General features: G+C 69.4%; 16 protein-coding genes. 9 read left to right on the plus strand and 7 right to left on the minus strand.

The features are described 5' to 3' along the window. Positions 1-55 precede the first annotated feature (55 nt). The 9 genes from AC57B8_RS11530 (at position 56) to AC57B8_RS11570 (ending at position 7,875) form a co-directional block, all read left to right on the plus strand. Positions 56-1,036, plus strand: a complete 981-nt coding sequence (locus AC57B8_RS11530; RefSeq protein ID WP_070063438.1) for a Bug family tripartite tricarboxylate transporter substrate binding protein — start codon at positions 56-58, stop codon at positions 1,034-1,036. Positions 1,037-1,122: 86 nt separating this feature from the next. Continuing rightward, entirely contained in the window at positions 1,123-2,100 is a 978-nt protein-coding gene (locus AC57B8_RS11535) for a tripartite tricarboxylate transporter substrate-binding protein (RefSeq protein ID WP_493195478.1), read from the plus strand. Then, a complete protein-coding gene (locus AC57B8_RS11540; protein WP_496479675.1) occupies positions 2,100-3,461 on the plus strand; it encodes an FAD-dependent oxidoreductase in 1,362 nt (453 codons plus the stop codon). The genes AC57B8_RS11535 and AC57B8_RS11540 overlap by 1 nt, the downstream gene beginning before the upstream one ends. Before the next feature lie 54 nt (positions 3,462-3,515). Further along, positions 3,516-4,211 (plus strand): hypothetical protein, encoded by a 696-nt coding sequence (locus AC57B8_RS11545; protein WP_235944206.1) that lies wholly within the window; start codon positions 3,516-3,518, stop codon positions 4,209-4,211. A gap of 95 nt (positions 4,212-4,306) precedes the next feature. Further along, a complete protein-coding gene (locus AC57B8_RS11550) occupies positions 4,307-5,221 on the plus strand; it encodes an acyl-CoA thioesterase (protein WP_496479676.1) in 915 nt (304 codons plus the stop codon). Between the two features lie 39 nt (positions 5,222-5,260). Next, complete coding sequence (locus AC57B8_RS11555; protein WP_495306128.1) at positions 5,261-5,869, plus strand: glutathione S-transferase N-terminal domain-containing protein; 609 nt, start codon at positions 5,261-5,263, stop codon at positions 5,867-5,869. Between the two features lie 3 nt (positions 5,870-5,872). Then, positions 5,873-6,511: an SMI1/KNR4 family protein gene (locus tag AC57B8_RS11560; protein WP_496479677.1), complete on the plus strand. Its 639-nt coding sequence runs from the start codon at positions 5,873-5,875 to the stop codon at positions 6,509-6,511. A 33-nt stretch (positions 6,512-6,544) separates the two neighbouring features. Next, positions 6,545-7,249, plus strand: coding sequence for an SDR family oxidoreductase (locus AC57B8_RS11565; protein ID WP_369645009.1), 705 nt, complete (start codon positions 6,545-6,547; stop codon positions 7,247-7,249). A 17-nt stretch (positions 7,250-7,266) separates the two neighbouring features. Beyond that, the gene (locus AC57B8_RS11570) at positions 7,267-7,875 is read left to right on the plus strand and encodes a methyltransferase (protein ID WP_496479678.1); all 609 of its coding nucleotides are present in this window, start codon (positions 7,267-7,269) and stop codon (positions 7,873-7,875) included. A gap of 22 nt (positions 7,876-7,897) precedes the next feature. On the opposite strand, the gene AC57B8_RS11575 is transcribed toward AC57B8_RS11570, so the two are convergent. The 7 genes from AC57B8_RS11575 to AC57B8_RS11605 form a co-directional block, all read right to left on the minus strand. Further along, on the minus strand, positions 7,898-8,626 hold the full coding sequence (locus AC57B8_RS11575) for an ABC transporter ATP-binding protein (RefSeq protein WP_062476058.1): 729 nt from the start codon (positions 8,624-8,626) through the stop codon (positions 7,898-7,900). Next, the gene (locus AC57B8_RS11580) at positions 8,623-9,378 is read right to left on the minus strand and encodes an ABC transporter ATP-binding protein (RefSeq protein ID WP_159273561.1); all 756 of its coding nucleotides are present in this window, start codon (positions 9,376-9,378) and stop codon (positions 8,623-8,625) included. The genes AC57B8_RS11575 and AC57B8_RS11580 overlap by 4 nt, the downstream gene beginning before the upstream one ends. Further along, entirely contained in the window at positions 9,375-10,364 is a 990-nt protein-coding gene (locus AC57B8_RS11585) for an ABC transporter permease subunit (protein WP_492733465.1), read from the minus strand. Before AC57B8_RS11585 ends, AC57B8_RS11580 begins: the two co-directional genes overlap by 4 nt. Further along, positions 10,361-11,281: a branched-chain amino acid ABC transporter permease gene (locus tag AC57B8_RS11590; protein ID WP_062476050.1), complete on the minus strand. Its 921-nt coding sequence runs from the start codon at positions 11,279-11,281 to the stop codon at positions 10,361-10,363. Before AC57B8_RS11590 ends, AC57B8_RS11585 begins: the two co-directional genes overlap by 4 nt. Positions 11,282-11,297: 16 nt before the next feature. Then, positions 11,298-12,503, minus strand: coding sequence for an ABC transporter substrate-binding protein (locus tag AC57B8_RS11595; protein WP_493195471.1), 1,206 nt, complete (start codon positions 12,501-12,503; stop codon positions 11,298-11,300). A gap of 157 nt (positions 12,504-12,660) precedes the next feature. Continuing rightward, positions 12,661-12,900, minus strand: coding sequence for a F0F1 ATP synthase subunit C (atpE, locus tag AC57B8_RS11600; RefSeq protein ID WP_062476044.1), 240 nt, complete (start codon positions 12,898-12,900; stop codon positions 12,661-12,663). Between the two features lie 145 nt (positions 12,901-13,045). Further along, positions 13,046-17,767 carry an RICIN domain-containing protein gene (locus AC57B8_RS11605; RefSeq protein WP_496479679.1) on the minus strand — a complete coding sequence of 1,574 codons (4,722 nt, stop codon included), beginning with the start codon at positions 17,765-17,767 and terminating at the stop codon, positions 13,046-13,048. Positions 17,768-17,853: the final 86 nt, after the last annotated feature.

A 17,853-nucleotide genomic window follows, 5' to 3' on the forward strand; every position in this document is an offset into this window, starting at 1 on the left:
CACGGTTTTTCTGCGATACCCCCACCCACGAGGCCGAAGGCCCAGGAGACAACCCATGAACTTTCCACGCGCATTGCTGACGACCGCTGTCCTGGCCCTGACCGCCGCCTCCGGCGCCTGGGCGCAGGGCAGCGACTACCCGAGCAAGCCGGTGACGCTGATCACCCCGTTCGCGGCCGGCAGCGGCCCCGACGCGGTGCTGCGCCTGGTGTCCGACAAGCTCTCGCGGCTGTGGAACCAGCGCGTGGTGGTCGACAACCGGCCCGGTGGCGGGGGCTTCATCGCCATCGACCAGGCGCGCCGCGCCGCGCCCGACGGCTACACGCTGCTGCAGTTGGACAGCGAGCACATCGCCGCGCTGCCGCACCTGTACAAGTCGCGCAACTTCGTGACCTTGCAGCACTTCGACCCGGTTGCCTCGCTGTTCCGCACGCCCTTCTTCGTGGCCGTGGCCACCGAGTCGAAGTGGAAGACCATGGGCGACCTGATCGCCGCCGCCAAGGCCAACCCCGAGGGCGTGGTCTACGGCTCGTGGGGCGTCGGCAGCCCGGGCCACCTGGGCGCGCAGCAGCTCGAGGCGCTCACGGGCATCCGCATGCGGCACGCGCCGTACCGCGAGGTGTCGCAGCTGTATTCCAACGTGGGCACCGGCGAGGTGCCGTGGGCCTTCGCGAGCATCCCGTCGAGCCAGGGCATCTACAAGGCCGGCAAGCTGCGCTACATCGCCGTGGCCGCGCCCAAGCGCATCCCGCAGATGCCCGACGTGCCCACCATGGCCGAGGCCGGCGGCCCGGCCTCGCTGGAGGTCAACTCCTTCGTGTCGCTGCTGGCGCCCAAGGGCGTGTCGGCGGCCGTCAAGGCCAAGATCAACGCCGACGTGGCCAAGGTCATCGCCGACCCCGACATCCGCGCCCGCTTCGACACCTTCGCCTTCGAGCCGCTGGCCTGGTCGCCCGAGGAGATCGAGCGCAATGCCGAGGCCAAGTCGAAGGTGTACGGCGAGCTGGTGCGCCGGGGCAACATCAGCCTCGACTGACGAGGGTGCGCCTTGCCCAGGGCTCGGCGCGCCAGTTAAGCTGGCTCTCTTTGCATTTTTGTTTACCTTTTAACTGTCTTTTTTCCATGCAAGCCACCAAGAGAGCCCTCCTGATCGCCTGCGGCCTGGCCGCCACCGCGGCGCTGCCGCTGTCCGCCAGCGCCGACACCCCCGCGTGGCCGACCAAGCCGATCCGCCTGCTGGTGGGTTTCCCGGGCGGCTCCACGCCCGACATCGCGGCGCGCACCATCGCCGAGCCGCTGTCCCGCGCGCTGGGCCAGCCGGTCGTGGTGGACAACAAGGCCGGCGCCTCGGGCAACATCGCGGCCGACCAGGTGGCCAAGGCCACCGACGACCACACGCTGGGCATCGTCATCAACGGCAACCTCACGTCGTCGAAGATGCTGTACCCCAAGCTGCCGTACGACCCGGCGAAGGACTTCACGTACCTCTCGCTCATCGCCACCGCGCCGCTGGTGCTCGTGGCGCAGAACAGCCTGCCCTCGGGCACCGCCTTCTTCGACGCCGCGCGCCAGGCCGGCGACAAGTGGAACTACGGCTCGGTGGGCGTGGGCTCGGTCGGCCACCTGGGCATGGAACTGCTCAAGAGCCGCGTGAACGGCTTCAAGCCCGAGCACGTGCCCTATCAGGGCAACCCGCAGGTCGTCACCGGCATGCTGGGCGACCAGGTGCAGATGGGCCTGATCCCGCCGGGCGTGGCCATGCCGCAGATCCGCGCCGGCAAGCTCAAGGCCGTGGGCCTCACGGGTGGGCGCAGCGCGCTGGTGCCCGAGATCGCCCCGCTGGCCGAAGCCGGCGTGAAAGACTTCAACCTCGAGGTGTGGGTGGCGCTGCTCGGCCCGGCCAACCTGTCGAAGACCGCGCAGGCCCGCATCAGCCGCGAGATCGAGATCGTCATGAAAGACCCCGACGTGCGCCGCAAGCTCTTCGAGCAAGGCTGGCAGGCCGTGGGCACCTCGCCGGACGGCATGCGCACGCGCGTGAAGGAAGAGGCGGCGATCATGAGCAAGATCATCGCCACCCGCGGCATCAAGATCCAGTGATGACAACGACGACGCAGCAACCCACCCTGACCGAACCGGCGCGCGCGCTGCCGGTGTTCGGCGACTTCGACGTGGTCGTGGTCGGCGGCGGCCCCGCCGGCATTGCCGCCGCCGTGAGCGCCGCGCGCCACGGCGCGCGCACGCTGCTGGTGGAGCGCTACGGTTTTCTCGGCGGCATGGGCACCGCGGGCGGCGTGACCAACTTCGCGGGCCTGTACGGCAAGCGCCGCGGCGAGATGACGCAGCTGGTGCGCGGCGTGGTCGACGACCTCATCGACCGCATCGCCGGCTTCAACGGCATGAACGCGCCGCAGAACGGCATGGGCGGGCGCATCTGCGTGCGCTCGTACGACACCTCGGCCTACAAGCTGGCCGCCGACCAGCTGCTCGAAGCGGCCGGCGTGCAGATGCTGTTCCACGCGTATGCCGCGGCCGTGCTGCACGACGGCGCGCGCATTGCCGCGCTGGTGGTCGAAACGAAATCGGGCCGCCAGGCGATCCGCGCCAATGCCTTCATCGATGCCAGCGGCGACGCCGACGTGGCCGCCTTCGCGGGCGTGCCCTTCGAAGTGGGCGACGGCCACGGCAGCGGGCTGTTCCCGACCACCATGTTTCGCATCGGCCAGGTCGACGCGCCGGCCGCGCTGGAAGCGGTGGGCGAGTTCTCGGCCATCAACGGCTTCATGGCGCGCGCCGAGCAGCAGCATCCGGGCAAGTACAGCTTTCCGCGCGAGGGCGCGATCCTGCGGCCCAACAAGGACCCGCGCGAGTGGCGCGCCAACGTCACGCAGATCCGCAACGCCGAAGGCCGCGCGATGAACGGCGTCGATGCGCGCGAGCTCAGCGACGGCGAGCTCGAGGGCCGGCGCCAGATCGCGGCGTACTTCAAGTTCCTGCAGGCCGAGGTGCCGGGCTTCGCGCCGTCGGCCATCGTGGAGATCGCACCGCAGGTCGGCATCCGCGAGACGCGGCGCATCCAGGGCCTGTATGCGCTCGGGCGCGAGGACATCCTCGGCTCGGCCACCTTCGACGACACCATCGGCCTGAACGCCTGGCCGATGGAAATGCACGCCGACGGCCGCATCGAGTGGGCCTTCCCGCGCGACGAAGCCAACGCCTACAACCACCTGCCGTGGCGCATGCTGGTGCCGCAGACGCTCGACAACCTGCTGGTGGCCGGGCGCTGCGCCTCGATGACGCACGAAGGCCAGTCGGCCGCGCGCGCCAGCGGCGGCTGCTTCGTCATGGGGCAGGCGGCGGGCACCGCGGCGGCCTCGCTGGGCAGCGGGCGCTTCGCGGCGATCGACGTGGCGGTGCTGCAGAAAAAGCTGGCGGCCGACGGCGTCGACCTGGACCGCTGAGGGCGGCGCGGCGCTAGAGTCCGGGGCTGGATGAACTCGAACCCCGGACACACCGTGCCTCTTTCTTCTTCGCTGTCGACCCCCGCGCGTCGATTCTTCCTGGCGCTGGCCTGCGCCACCCTCGGCCTGCTGCAGGTGGGCTGTGCCAGCACCCCCGAGGGCGACCCCGTCCACGGCAAGGACCGCGTGCTGAGCTTCGTCGCGGCCAAGGACGGCCGCAAGGTCGCCATCGCCGGCGACAAGTACCACTACGTGTTCGACGGCGACCCGTCCGTGGCCGCGCTGCTGCGCTGGGACGGCCGCACCAAGGTCACGCCCGCGCTCATCGGCGAACTGAAGGTGGCGCGCAACCAGAGCTTCGAAGGCCAGTACGTGCTGATGGCCTTCGACGCCGACCTGACCCCGGAAGACCGCAACTTCCTCGTCCAGACCGGCTTCGCGAAGGCCGAGGTGAAGTACGGCGACCGCACCGGGCCGGTGCTGCGCTACTTCGGCACGGTCTACGGCAAGCGCTACGCGGCGGTGGCGCTGAAGTCGGCCGACACGGTCGATTTTTCGCGGCGCCAGTACCTGAAGTACGTCGAGCAGGAAACGCTCAGCGGCCCCTTCACCCAGGCCGCGCGTTCGCCGCTGGCGTACGGCGCCGACGGCGCGATGCTGCTGGGCGGCGTGCCGGTGCGCATGGTGGACGGCGGCACCGACCACGGCTGCAGCCTGCGCCTGATGCTGGACATCTGCTTCTTCAAGTAGGTCCACCGGGCGCCGCTGACCGGGCCGCGACAGCGCGCGGGCCCGGCCTTTGCTATCGTCGTGGATTGCTTTTCTGCGCCGAATCCCTTCCCCCGATGACCCCCGAACCCGTCCTTGCCGCCCGCCTCGTTGCCGACCTCGTCGCCCTCATGCAGCTCGAACCGCTGGGCGGCGACCGCTTCCTGGCCCAGAGCGAGGACATCGGCACGCCCGCCGTCTTCGGCGGCCAGGTGCTCGGCCAGTCGCTCATGGCCGCCAGCCTCACGGTGGGCGCCGAGCGCCCGGTGCATTCGATGCACGCCTACTTCCTGCTGCCCGGCGAGCACGCGCCCATCGAGTACAGCGTCGACCGCGTGCGCGACGGCCGCAGCTTCACCACGCGCCATGTGGTGGCGCGCCAGCAGGACCGCATCATTTTCGAGATGTCGGCCTCGTTCCAGACCGTGGACGAGGGCGTCGAGCACCAGTTCCCCATGCCCGCCGTCGAAGGCCCCGAGGGCCTGACCAGCGAACTCGACCAGCGCATCGCGCTCGGCGACCGCTTGCCCGAACCCTGGCGCTCCAAGGCCATCCAGCCGCACGGCATTGAGTACCGGCGCGTCGACCCCGAAGACCTGCTGCGGCCCGAGGTGCGCCCCACCGAGAACCAGAGCGCCATCTGGATGCGAGCCATCGCGCCGCTGCCCGACGACCTGACGGTGCACCGCGCGCTGCTGGCCTACGCCTCCGACCACGGCCTGTTGCGCGCCGCGATGCTGCCGCACGGCCTGAGCTTCATGAGCGGCCAGGTGCGCCCCGCCAGCCTGGACCACGCGATGTGGTTCCACCGCAATTTCCGCTTCGACGACTGGCTGCTCTACGTGGTCGATTCGCCCAGCGCGGGCGGCGCGCGCGGCCTGTGCCGCGGCAGCCTCTACACGCGCGACGGCCGCCTCGTGGCCTCGGCGGCGCAGGAGGGCATGCTGCGCATCCGCAAGCCGGGATCGCCGCGCACGCCGATCACGGGCTGAACCGCCTGTTTTTTCAACACTCACTCGCTCACTCCGGCCATGAAGATCTTCTTCTCTCCCGCGTCTCCTTTCGTGCGCAAGTGCATGGTCGTGGCCCACGAGCTGGGCGTGGCCGACCGCATCGAGAAGCTGCCCAGCGCGGCCGGCCCGGTGAAGCGCGACGCCCGCATCCTGCCGACCAACCCGCTGGGCCAGGTGCCGACCTTCCTCACCGACGACGGCCAGGCGCTGTTCGACAGCCGCGTGATCTGCGAGTACCTCGACACCGCGTACGCCGGCGGCCTGTTCCCGGCCACCGGGCCCGCGCGCTGGGCGCGCCTGACCGAGCTGTCGCTGGCCGACGGCATGACCGGCGCCGCGTTGCTCGCGCGCTACGAGACCATGCTGCGCCCCGAAGCGCTGCGCTGGAGCGACTGGACCGACGGCCAGCTCGACAAGGTGCGCACCGGCCTCGAATGGCTGGAAGCGGCGGCGCCGTCGTTCGGCGATCGCGTCGACATCGGCACCATCGCCTTCGGCTGCGCGCTGGGCTACATGGACTTCCGCTTTCCCTCGGTGGACTGGCGCGCCCAGGCGCCGAACAGCGCGAAGTGGTTCGCGGCGTTCAACCACCGGCCGTCGATGCAGGCCACGTTGCCGACGGCCTGAGCGATGACGTTCGACGATCTCTCGCGCCGCACCGGCATCGAAATTCCCCCGCTGCTGCAACAGCTCCTTGCCAGCGGGCCGCCTGATCTGGTCGGCTTCCCCGACTTCGAGTGGCTGGACGCCGAGCAGGCGGCCAACGACCTCGATGAGTGGCTCGACGCCAAGTGGCAGGACGGCCGCCGCTTCCTGCCCTTTGCGCAATCGGGCGCGGGCGACGCCTACTGCCTCGTGCCGCTGGATGGCGGCGCCGTGGGCGTGGCCTTCGTGTGGCACGACGACGAGGAAAGCAGCGTCGGCCATGGCTCGTTCGCCGATTTCGTCTGCGCGAAGTTCCTGGAAGCCTTCGTCGACCTGAGCTACCTCAGCGACTGGGACCTGTCCGAGCCCGAGATGGCCGAGCGCATCGCGGCCGACGTGGCCACCGTCACGGCTTTCATGGACGACACGGAAACCGCCGCCTACCTGCGGGCGCTGAGCCGGCAGCCGCTGGTCTCGCGGCCTTTCAAGACGGGCCCGCGCGCCAGGCCCGAGCAGGTGCCCTCGCTGATGCCGCAGGCCGGGTTCGAGGAAGACCTGAAGCGCTTCACCCTGCAGGACAGCGCGCCTTTCCCCGTGAAAGCGCGCTGGGACATCGAGGGGTAGGCTACGGGGTTTCATCCGAAGGAGGAACCCACCATGTCAGATCAGAAAGTAGCCATCGTCACCGCCGGCGGCAGCGGCATGGGCGCCGCGGCGGCGCGCAAGCTTGCGGACGACGGCTTTCGCGTGGCCATCCTGTCCTCGTCGGGCAAGGGCGAGGCGCTGGCGCAGGAACTCGGCGGCCTCGGCGTCACCGGCTCCAACCAGTCGAACGACGACATCCAGCGCCTCGTGGACAAGGTCATGGCCGAATGGGGCCGCATCGACGTGCTCGTGAACAGCGCCGGCCACGGCCCGCGCGCGCCGATCCTGGAGATCAGCGACGACGACTGGCACCGCGGCATGGACGTCTACTTCCTGAGCGCCGTGCGCCCCGCGCGCCTCGTGGCGCCGCACATGGTGAAGCAGGGCGGCGGCGCGATCATCAACATCTCGACCTTCGCGGCCTTCGAGCCTGACCCGGTGTTCCCGACCTCGGGCGTGTTCCGCGCCGGCCTCGCGGCCTTCACCAAGCTCTTCGCCGACCAGTACGCCAAGCACAACGTGCGCATGAACAACGTGCTGCCGGGCTTCATCGACAGCCTGCCCGAGAAGGACGTGTTCCGCGAGCGCATCCCGATGGGCCGCTACGGCCGCAGCGCCGAGATCGCCGCCACCATCGGCTTCCTGGCCTCCGAGGGTGCGGGCTACATCACCGGGCAGAACCTGCGCGTGGACGGCGGCATCACGCGCTCGGTCTGAACCCGGCAAAGGCGCCCATGACCGCCCCCACCCCGGTGCACGAGCACATGGACCGCACCATCGCGTCCTACGAAGCGTCCGCGCGCGACTACAACGCGATCGTGGCGGGCCACCGGCCGCCCGAGATCGAGGACGCGGTGCGCCGCATGATGCAGCGCGTGCCCGCCGGCGGCACCGTGCTCGAGATCGGCTCCGGGTCGGGGCAGGACGCCGACTTCGTCGAATCCCTGGGCGGGGTCGTGAGGCGCACCGATGCGGTCCAGGCGTTTCTCGACCTGCAGGCCGAGCGCGGCAAGAAGGGCGAGCTGCTCAATGTCGTCACGGATGCGCTGGGCGGGCCCTACGACGCGGTCCTTGCGATGTGCGTGCTGATCCATGTCGATCGCGCGCAGATCGCGCCGGTGCTGCGCAAGGTGCTCGATGCGCTCGCGCCCGGCGGGGTTTTCCTCGCGGCCATGCGCATCGGCGAAGGCGAGACCCTCGGCGACTACCAGACCGTGTACTGGGCGAAAGACGCGTTCGCCGACGCGCTGGCGACGGCGGGCCTTGACCTGCAATGGGGCAGTCAGTGGATCGGCCGCGACGACGTGACCTGGGCCAACTTCCTGGCGTGCCGTCCGCGCTAGCAGCGAACGGACGAACGCCGGCTCACACGCCCAGGTAGCGCGTCCACAGCGACCGGTCGGCGTCGAGCGCGGCCGAGTCGCCCTGCCACACCACGCGTCCGCGCTCGAGGATCACGTGGCGGTCGGCCAACGGCAGCAGGCGCTGCACGTACTTGTCGACCACCAGGATCGCCTCGCCCTCCGACTTCAGCGTGGCGATGCAGTGCCAGATCTCCTCGCGGATCACCGGCGCCAGGCCTTCGGTGGCTTCGTCGAGGATCAGCAGGCGCGGGTGCGTCGACAGCGCGCGCGCAATGGCCAGCATCTGCTGCTCGCCGCCCGAGAGCTGGTTGCCCGCGTTGGCCTTGCGCTCCGACAGGCGCGGAAAGAGCTTGTAGAGCGCCTCCACGGTCCAGCGCGGCGCGCTGCCGGGCCGGGGCCGTGCGAAGGCGCGCAGGTGCTCGTCCACGCTGAGGTTGGGGAACACGTGGCGCCCCTCGGGCACGATGGCCATGCCGCGCCGCGCGATGGCGTCGGGCCGGTGGCCGCCGATGGCCGCGCCGCAGAACTGCACGCCGCCGCGCATCGGCGCGATCGTGCCGGTCAGCACCTTCAGCAGCGTGCTCTTGCCCATGCCGTTGCGGCCCAGCAGCGCCATCACTTCGCCCGCGCCGACGCGCACGTCGATGCCGAACAGCACCTGGCTGGCGCCGTAGCCGGCTTCGATGGCGGTGGCCTCGAGCAGGGTGGATGTCGTGGTCGTCGTGCTCATGCGTGTCCTTCCGCTTCGGTGCCGAGGTACACGGCTTGCACATCGGGGTGGCCCCGCACTTCGTCGGCCGTGCCGCTCATCAGCACCTTGCCCTGCACCAGCACCGTGAGCCGGTTGGCGAGGCGGAACACGGCGTCCATGTCGTGCTCGATGAGCAGGATGGCCATCGAGGCGCGCAGCGATTCGATCAGATCGACCATGCGCGCCGACTCGTCGGGGCCCATGCCGGCCATCGGCTCGTCGAGCAGCAGCAGCTTGGGTTCGGCGGCCAGCGCCAATGCCACGTCGAGCGCGCGCTGCGCGCCGTGCGGCAGCGTGCCCGCGATGCGGTGGCGCTCGCTGCCCAGGCCCACGCGGTCGGCCAGCGCGTGGGCGCGGTCGACCAGGTCGCGTTCGTTCGCACGCGGTGCCAGGAAACGCAGGCTGCTCCCTGCATGGGCCTGCGCCGCGAGCATCAGGTTGTCGTGCACCGTTTCCTTGGCGAACACGCGCGTCACCTGGAAGCAGCGCGACATGCCGGCGGCCACGCGCTGGTGGTCCTTGTAGGCCGTGATGTCCTGCCCGTCGAGCATCAGCCGGCCCGCGTCGGCCTCCAGCAGGCCGGTGATGAGGTTCACCAGCGTGGTCTTGCCCGCGCCATTGGGGCCGATGAGCGCATGCACTTCGCCGCGCTCCACCGTGAGGCTCACGTGGTCGGTCGCCAGCAGGCCGCCGAAGCGCTTGACCAACCCTTCGATTCTGAAAAGGCTCATGGCTTGGCGCTCCCTGCGGCAGTTGCAGCGGAAGCCGCTGCTGCTGCGACCGTGCGGCGTTTCGTCGACAGCGCGGCCAGGCCGCGCGGGGCCCAGAGGGCGACGGCGATCAGCAGCAGGCCCAGCGGCATGTGCCAGTGTTCGGTGTGCTGCTTGAGCGCTTCCTCGAGCACCAGCCAGACCACGGCGCCCACCGGCCCGCCCCAGCTGCGGCCCAGGCCGCCGATGACGACCATCACCACCAGCGTGGCCGACTGCGTCCAGTGCATGGTCGCGGGGCTCACGAAGCCGTTGCCGCCGGCCAGCAGCGCGCCGGCCAGCCCGGCGATCGCGCCCGCGATGGCAAAGGCGACGAGTTGCAGTCGGAACACCGGGTAGCCCAGTGCGCGCATGCGCGTCTCGTTGTCGCGGATGCCCATCAGCGCATGGCCGAAGCGCGCCTGCGTGGCGCGGTGCAGCCACCACAGCGCGAGCGCCACCACCACGAGCACCACCCAGTAGAAGGTCGATTCGTTGCCCAGGTCCAGGCCCGGCAGCAGCGTGGGGCGCGACATCAGCGTGTAGCCGTCGTCGCCGCCGTACTTGCGCAGCGACACGACGACGAAGTACAGCATCTGCGCGAAGGCCAGCGTGGTCATGATGAAGTACACGCCGCGCGTGCGCAGCGCCACCGTGCCGATCAGCGCGGCCACCAGGCCGGCCACCAGCGCGGCCATGGGCCACAGGATCCAGGCCGACATCACGCCGGCGTCGCTGAGCGCCACCACCGTGTAGGCGCCCATGCCGATGAAGCCCGCGTGCCCGAGCGCCACCATGCCGCCGAAGCCGAGGATGAAGTTCAGGCTCGCGGCGGCCAGCGCGACGACGAGCACGCGCCGCACGAAGCCGATGTAGAAGTCGAGCCCGAACAGCGGCGCGACCAGCGGAAAGGCCGCGAGCGCCACGAGGAGCAGCCCGAGGCCGAAGGTGCGTGACGAGGGTTTCATGCGCGGGCGGAGAAGAGGCCCGAGGGCCGGAAGATCAGGACGACGACCATGAGCGCGTACATCGCCACCTCGGCGAACAGCGGCCCCAGGTCGGCCGCCGTGGCGGGCGGCAGCGTGGCGCGCAGCAGCATCGGCACGAAGGCGCGGCCGATGGTGTCGACCACGCCGACCAGCAGCGCGGCCACGAAGGCGCCGCGCACCGAGCCGATGCCGCCGATCACCAGCACCACCAGCGCCGGGATCAGGATGGCTTCGCCCATGCCCACCTGCACCGCGACGATCGGGCCCATGAGCGCGCCGGCCAGCGCGGCCAGCGCCGCGCCGAGCAGGAACACGCCGTTGAAGATGCGGCCCACGCGCACGCCCATCAGCTCGGCCATCGGTCGGTCGGACGCGCCTGCGCGCACCCGCATGCCGATGCGCGTGTGGTTCACGAGCACGTACAGCGCCAGCGCCATCAGCAGGCCGCCCGCGAGCACCACGAGGCGGTACGAGGGGTAGGGCAGGCCGTCCATCAGCTCGACCGGGCCCGAGAGCGCGGCCGGCGTGGGGGCCATCACGGGCGAGGGGCCCCAGATCATCTTGACGATGTCGTCGGCCACCAGGATCACGCCGAAGGTGGCGAGCACCTGCGCCAGGTGGTCGCGCTTGTAGAGGCGACGCATCAGCAGCACCTCGATGAGCAGCGCCACCACCACGGTGACGAGCACCGCGACCACGATGGCGGCGGCGAAGGAGCCGGTGCGCGTGTGCGCCTCGGCGGCCACGTAGGCGCCGGCCATGAACAGCGAGCCGTGCGCCAGGTTCAGCACGTCCATGATGCCGAACACCAGCGTGAGGCCCGCCGCCAGAAGAAAGAGCATCAGGCCGTAGCCGATGCCGTTGAGCAATTGCTCGAGGACGAGGATGCCGCTCATGGAAAGACGAGCCGCATCACTTCATTGCGCACTTGCTGGCGTAGCTGTCGCCGTAGCTTGTCAGCACGGTGTTGATCAGCTTGTTCGTCACCTTGCCTTGCGCGTCCTTGCCGATCACGCGCAGGTAGAAGTTCTCGATGGGGAAGTGGTTGTTCGCGTACTTGAAGGTGCCGCGCGTCGAGGCGTAGCTGGCCTTCTTCAGGGCAGCGACCACGGCCTCGCGGTTCTGCGCGTTGCCGCCCGATTGCTTCACGGCGGCGTCCATCGCGAGGATCGCGTCATAGGCCTGCGCGGCGTACACCGACGGGTAGCGGCCGTTGTATTCCTTGCGGAAGGCGGCCACGAAGGCCTTGTTGGCGGCGTTGTCCAGGTCGTGCGCCCAGTGCGAGGTGTTGAACAGGCCGAGCATGGGCTCGCCCACTGCGCCGATCACGTCCTCGTCGGCCGAGAAGCCGCTGGTCACGAGCGTGATGTCCTTGGACAGGCCCGCGCCCACGAACTGCTTGATGAAGTTGATGCCCATCGCGCCGGGCAGGAAGAAGTAGATCGAGTCGGGCTTGGCCGCGCGCAGCTGCGCGAGTTCGGCGGCGTAGTCGATCTGGCCCAGCTTGGTGTACAGCTCGTCGGCCACCTGGCCCTTGAACTGACGCTTGAAGCCGCCCAGCGCATCCTTGCCGGCCGGGTAGTTGGGGGCGATGAGCACGATCTTCTTGAACGCGCGGTCCTGTGCGAACTTGCCGGCGGCCTCGTGGAACTGGTCGTTCTGGTAGGCGGTGCCGAAGAAGTAGGGGCTGCACTGCGCACCGGCGAACTGGCTCGGGCCGGCGTTGGCCGACAGGTAGGGCACCTTGGCGTTGAACAGCGTCGGGCCCACGGCCAGCGCCACGTTGGAGCCGATGGGGCCGCTGAAGATGTCGATCTTGTCGCGCTGGATCATGCGGTCGACCAGCTGCTTGGCCTGGTCGGGGCTGCCGGCCATGTCGGCCTGCACGAACTCCACGTCCTGCCCGCCGAGCTTGCCGTTCAGCTGCTTGATGCCCAGCGCGAAGCCGTCACGCGCCTCGGCGCCCAGGGCCGCGAAAGGCCCCGAGATGTCAAGGGCCAAACCCACCTTGACCGGCGCGGCCACGGCCGACACCGAGGCCCCGAGGGCGGCGCCGCACAGCAGCAGCGAGATCAGGGTGCGCGGCAGCGCGGGCGATTTCAGGAACGTGGGGCGCATCGGGTTCTCCGGCTAGGGAAGGGTTGAGACAACTGAACTGTTGATAGTTAAATACTTTAGCCGTAAACAATTCGGTGTCAACGGTACTAGCACGAATGGTGCCAGTGAACCGTGTCGCCTTCGCCGCGCCGGACCCTCGCGAAAGGTTACGCAAACGTCAACCGAACGGACTTGCGGTGGCGAACCAGAGGCCGATGCCGGTCGCGATGATGAAGGCGCCGTCGGTCACGCCCGCGACCAGGAAGAACTTGGTCTGCAGCGTGTCGACCAGCTCGGGCTGGCGCGTCGTGCCTTCGAGGAACTTCTGGCCCACCAGCGCGATGCCGATGCACGAACCCAGTGCGGCAATGCCGATCAGCAGGGCAACGGCGAGCGGGAGGATGTTGAAGCCGGTCATGGTTTTTTCTCCTGGTTGGTGAATCGATGGACCCACTGTTCCAGAACGGGTGCATCGAATCCATGACGCGGGAGGTCATGCGCCAGACGAAAAAAAGGCCGGCCGTCGAAACGGCCGGCCTGGGGTCAGGCGCGAAGCGCGGGGCTTAGGGCAGCTGCGTCCAGTTCTGGTTGTTGCCGCCGTTGCAGGTCCAGGTGATCAGCGCCGTGTCCTGCGTGGTCGAGCCGTTCGGCACGTCCAGGCAGGAGCCCGAGGCGCGGTTGCGCACCGTGCCGCCCACCAGGCTCCACTGCGCCGTGTTGCCCGACGAGCAGGTCACCTGCACCACGGCCGCGTTCGTGGTCGCCGTGCCGTTCTGCGCCAGGCACAGGCCGCTGTGCTCGGCGATGAACTGCACGTAGCCGCCGGTGACGGGCGTCATCGTGAACTTCTCGTTGCCCGCGTTGCCGCACGGCCATTGCACCGCCGTCGCGCCGCTGGTGGTCGAGGCGCCCTTGATGTTCACGCACATCGTCGGGTTGAGGTCGGAGCGCAGCCGCGTGACCACCGCCGGGGCGGTGTCCTGCGAGCGCACGTACTCGCGCAGCGCCACCACGTCGTTCGCCGGCAGGCTGGAGGCGTTGCCGTGGCCGCCCGCGAGCAGGTCCTGCAGCGTGGCCGCCTGGCCGTTGTGGAAGAACGCGGTGGTGTTCCAGGTGCCCGACAGGGTCGGCGTGTCGAAGCCCACGCCCGCCAGCGGCTGGTTGCTGCCCTTGCCCGACGAGGCCTGGATGGTGCCCACGTCGTGCCGCAGGCCGTCGCGGAAGGTGGCGCCCGTGTGGCAGGTGGCGCACTGGGCCGTGTTGAACACGGTCTGTCCGCGCACCGCGTCCACGCTCAGGCTGCCGTCCGCGGCGCGCGCCGGGCTGCGCATGTACTTGTTGAGCGAACCCAGGTACACGGCCAGGTCGTCCAGCTGCGCGTTCTTGCCGGCCTTCGGGGCGCCCAGCGGGGCCTGCGTGGCGGCCCAGTCGGCATTGCTCAGGAAGCCGGTGCCGCCGAACTCGTTGCGGATGTCGTTCTCGAAGTCCTGCACCTCGTCGAAGTTGGCCGTCCAGTGCAGCTTGCCGTGGCTGGTGCCGCGCCGCCCCTGCAGGCTGATGGTGCGGCGTAGGCCTTCGCCGCGCTGGGTGAAGTCCCACACCATGCCGTCGTCGCCGCCGTCCGCGTGGCAGCTGGCGCAGGAGATGTAGTTGTCCTTGCTCATGCGCCGGTCGGCCGCGTTGTAGAACACCTGCTTGCCGCGCAGCGCCGCGGCCGCCATCGGCTCCTGCGCCACGGTGGCCACGTTCTGCAGGAAGATCGCCGCGTTGGTCTCGGCCGACAGCACCTTCGCCACGTCGTGCACCGACACCGAGCGCGCCAGGAAGTTGTTCACGAACAACCGCTTGCGCGCCGCGTCCAGGTACAGGCCGTGCGGGGCGCTGCTGGCGTTGATCTCGCCGCGAATCGCGCGGGTGTAACTGTCGACGATGGCGACGCGGTTGCCTTCCATCTGCGCCACGAACAGGTAGTCGCCGGCGGGCGAATACAGCGCGGCGCGCGCGGGGGCGCGGTCGTCGAAGTCGATCTGCTCGGAGAACACCTCGGCGGCGCTTTGCAGGTTCACCTGCGACAGGATGGAGCGCACCGTCTGGTCGTGTGGCAGGTCCTTGCCGTCGCGGAAGCGGCCGCGCACGATGTTGTCCTTCTTCGAAGGCAGCACGGCGCGCGAGCCGTCGGGCGAGATCACCACCTGGCTCAGGTAGTTGGCCACGCCGCGCGCGCGGCTCTCGGTGTCGACGGTCGTGGTGTCCACCGGCAGCGGGATGGTCTGCAGCGCGGTCAGCGACTGCAGGTTGACCTTGTGCAGCTGGCCGCCCGTCATCTTCGACTTGAAGCGCGTGACGTAGGCCACCTGCGAGTCGGCGCTCACGGCGATGCCGCGCACGCCGCCCTCGAGCGCCAGCGCACCGGTGGTGGCGCCGTTGCTCGGGTCGAAGCTCATGAGCACCGACTTGCTTTCCAGCGTGAGCAGGCCCTTGGCGCCGTTGGGCGTGAAGGCCACGCCGTAGGGGCCGCTGCCGTAGGCCAGCGGGATCGACACCGACTGCGAGCCGTCGGCGGCGTTGAGTGCCACCAGCTTGTCCTCGCCCTGCACCGCGACCCAGATGCGGCCGTCCGGGCCCACGGCCAGCGTCTTGGCTTCATCGCCGACGCGCACTTCCCACAGCTTGGCGAGGGTCTGCGCGTCGATGGCGGCCACCGTGCCGCTGTCGGGGTTCACCGAGTACACCCGGCTCGCATCGCCCGCGATGTTGGTCGTGTGCGTGGGCGCGGTCGCGGTGACCGGCGCGATCACGGTCACGTTGTAGGTGTAGTAGGTCTCGCGGCCGCTGCTGTCCTTCACCGTCAGGGTCACCGTGTAGTGGCCGGGGGTGGTGTAGGTGTAGCTCGTGTTCGGCTGGTTCGAGAAGGCCGTCTGCGTGCCGTTGCCGAAGTTCCAGCGGAACTGCACGCCGCTGGCGCCGAGCGTCGCGGGGTTGAAGCTCAGCTGGCCGTTGACCAGCTTGGGCCCGCCGCCCAGGCCCGGGTCGCCGATGATGGCCTGGCCGCGCAGCGTGTCCACCTCGGCCTGGCCGAGCACGCGGCCGTACACGCGCACCTCGGCCAGCGTGCCCTTGAAGAGCGCCGTGTTGCCCTGGATCTGGCCCATGACCTGGAACTTGGTCGACAGGCCCTTGGTGCCGGTCGGCCCGGTCGACGTGGTCTTCACGCCGTCGACGTACACCGCCTGCGCGCCCGAGGCCGCGTCGCGCGTGAGCACGACGTGGTGCCAGTTGCCGTCGTTCACGGCCGCGGTGGAGGTGGTGCCGCCGTCATTGCCCACCGAGAGCTTGATGCGACCGCCGGTGTCCAGCCAGCCCCAGAACACGTCGTCGGTGCCGCCCGACTGGTCGCGACCGAAGATGCCGGGCGCGGTCCACGAGTTGGCGCCGCCGGCCTGCGTGGTCTTCATGTAGAAGCTCAGCGTGGCGGTGCCGCCCAGCGCGCTGGCCACGGTGTCGTTCTTCAGCGGCACGCCGGCGGTGCGGTTCGCGAAGTTCAGGCCGATGCTCTCGAACGCGTCGCCGGTGGCGGGGGTGCCGTTGTTGGCGCCGATCTGGTCGCCCAGGTTGCCCGTCAGCGGCCAGTGGTGCATCAGGTTGATGTCGCTGGCGTTGCCGGTGTTGAAGGTGGAGCGGTAGTCGGCGCCGATGGCGTTGCCCGCATAGTCCTTCACGCCGTTGGCCGGCAGGAACACCTCATAGCTGGTGCCCGGCAGCAGCGGCTGCGCGGGATGGAAGTTGACGATGCCCAGCTGCACGCTGTAGGTGCCCGCCAGCGTGTTGCCGCCCACCGGACGCACGATGAAGGTGTTGCTGTTCACGCTCTCCGGCAGGATGTTGTCGGTCATGCCCAGGCCGATGCGCGAGCTGAGGGCCTGCTGCTTCGCACCGTTGGCGGGCGAGACCTGCTTCACTTCGGGCTTGGTGGTGTCGGGGTCCACCGCGTGCACGACGAAGCCGCTGCCCGAGCCGTGGTCGTTGCCCACGAAGACGAGGTTGCCGAACATCGCGACCTGGCCGTTGTCCGAGTGCGAGAAGTTCGGGTCGTCCTCGCGCAGGATGCTGCCGCGGCCCACTTCCACGTGGTTGAGCGGGTTGCTCACGTCGACCTTGTGGATGCGCGTCTGCGCGCCCTGGATCACGTAGTTGTCCTGCGTGGCGCAATACAGCTGCTCGTCGATGACGAGCCGGTTGTCCTCGGCCACGAAGCGCGAGCGGTCGCTCAGGTCGTAGCTGTACATCTTGGCGCCGCTGCCGCGCGCGGAGGCGTGCACGCTCTTGCCGTCGAAGCAGGTCGCGTAATAGAACGGCGTGGCGCCGGCGATGGAATCGAGCACCTTGGGGTTGAGCGGGTCGGAGATGTCCAGGCTCGCGAAACCGCCGTTGCTTTCCATTGCGGTCAGCACCATGTGGTTGCCCATCGTGAAGATCGGGCCGAGCCGGAAGCCACCGAGCTCGCCGGTGGGCACCGGGTTGGGCTTGCCGGCGCCGCGGTTGGCGACCACCGCGTTCGCGGGGTCCGTCGCGTCGACGATGAACATGCCCCGGCCGGCCGAGGCCACGTACAGGTAGGGCGCCTGCCACCACAGCTGCCAGGACACGTTCTCGTAGTCGCCCGAGTTGACGCCGGGCAGCACCAGCTTCTTCACCTGCTTGATGTCGTTGATGTCGGTGAAGTCCCAGAACTCGACGCCGTTGATGCTGGGCAGCACCACGTAGGTCTTGCCGCCGATCTTCGCGGTGCCGAAGGAATGCGTCTCGCGGAATTCCTTGGTGCGGCCGCCTGTCGCGTCATCGGGCTCGTAGATCTTCTTGACGAGCCTGATCTGGCGCGGGTTCGACACGTCGTACAGCAGGAAGCCGCCGGGGCCGAGGCCGCTGTCCGGCGCGAAGGAGGTGAGGAAGTAGCCGTTGACCATGATGCCGGCGTTCATGCCGTAGTCCTTGCGGCCCGGGTACGTGGCGGGCACGTCGCGCGCCTCGTAGGCGTCGCTGTGCGCCGGATCGAGCGGGTGCGCGGCGCTGGTGATCATCGACACCGGCTTGAACAGTTCCGCCGAGGTGTAGGTGAGGTTGCCCAGGCCCGGCCCCTGCAGCGGGAGCGGGTCGGCCACGACAGCGGCAGCCGCCGTGGCCATCTTGTTGAGGGTCGTCATCGGACTGACCCCGGTGATTGCCGCATGCGTCAGCAATGTGACGCACGGCACCAGGAACGCCATCAGGAAATACCGGATCTTCATCGTCGCCTCCAGGTTGTTTGAAGTTCGCAGGGAACCCTCTTGTCCTTGGTTCTCTCGAGTCACTCGGTCGCTTGCAGGGAAAGCGC

The sequence above is a fragment of the Variovorax sp. BGA-UO-ETr-C22 genome, from assembly GCF_059567965.1.

What these genes read in the sequence shown, in the direction of transcription:
- AC57B8_RS11570 (WP_496479678.1), top strand. Translation starts at nt 7,267, where the DNA reads ATGACCGCCCCCACCCCGGTGCACGAGCACATGGACCGCACCATCGCG.
- AC57B8_RS11540 (WP_496479675.1), top strand. Translation starts at nt 2,100, where the DNA reads ATGACAACGACGACGCAGCAACCCACCCTGACCGAACCGGCGCGCGCG.
- AC57B8_RS11595 (WP_493195471.1), bottom strand. Translation starts at nt 12,503, where the DNA reads ATGCGCCCCACGTTCCTGAAATCGCCCGCGCTGCCGCGCACCCTGATC.
- AC57B8_RS11550 (WP_496479676.1), top strand. Translation starts at nt 4,307, where the DNA reads ATGACCCCCGAACCCGTCCTTGCCGCCCGCCTCGTTGCCGACCTCGTC.
- AC57B8_RS11530 (WP_070063438.1), top strand. Translation starts at nt 56, where the DNA reads ATGAACTTTCCACGCGCATTGCTGACGACCGCTGTCCTGGCCCTGACC.
- AC57B8_RS11565 (WP_369645009.1), top strand. Translation starts at nt 6,545, where the DNA reads ATGTCAGATCAGAAAGTAGCCATCGTCACCGCCGGCGGCAGCGGCATG.
- AC57B8_RS11575 (WP_062476058.1), bottom strand. Translation starts at nt 8,626, where the DNA reads ATGAGCACGACGACCACGACATCCACCCTGCTCGAGGCCACCGCCATC.
- AC57B8_RS11580 (WP_159273561.1), bottom strand. Translation starts at nt 9,378, where the DNA reads ATGAGCCTTTTCAGAATCGAAGGGTTGGTCAAGCGCTTCGGCGGCCTG.
- AC57B8_RS11560 (WP_496479677.1), top strand. Translation starts at nt 5,873, where the DNA reads ATGACGTTCGACGATCTCTCGCGCCGCACCGGCATCGAAATTCCCCCG.
- AC57B8_RS11605 (WP_496479679.1), bottom strand. Translation starts at nt 17,767, where the DNA reads ATGAAGATCCGGTATTTCCTGATGGCGTTCCTGGTGCCGTGCGTCACA.
- AC57B8_RS11555 (WP_495306128.1), top strand. Translation starts at nt 5,261, where the DNA reads ATGAAGATCTTCTTCTCTCCCGCGTCTCCTTTCGTGCGCAAGTGCATG.
- AC57B8_RS11590 (WP_062476050.1), bottom strand. Translation starts at nt 11,281, where the DNA reads ATGAGCGGCATCCTCGTCCTCGAGCAATTGCTCAACGGCATCGGCTAC.
- AC57B8_RS11585 (WP_492733465.1), bottom strand. Translation starts at nt 10,364, where the DNA reads ATGAAACCCTCGTCACGCACCTTCGGCCTCGGGCTGCTCCTCGTGGCG.
- atpE (WP_062476044.1), bottom strand. Translation starts at nt 12,900, where the DNA reads ATGACCGGCTTCAACATCCTCCCGCTCGCCGTTGCCCTGCTGATCGGC.
- AC57B8_RS11535 (WP_493195478.1), top strand. Translation starts at nt 1,123, where the DNA reads ATGCAAGCCACCAAGAGAGCCCTCCTGATCGCCTGCGGCCTGGCCGCC.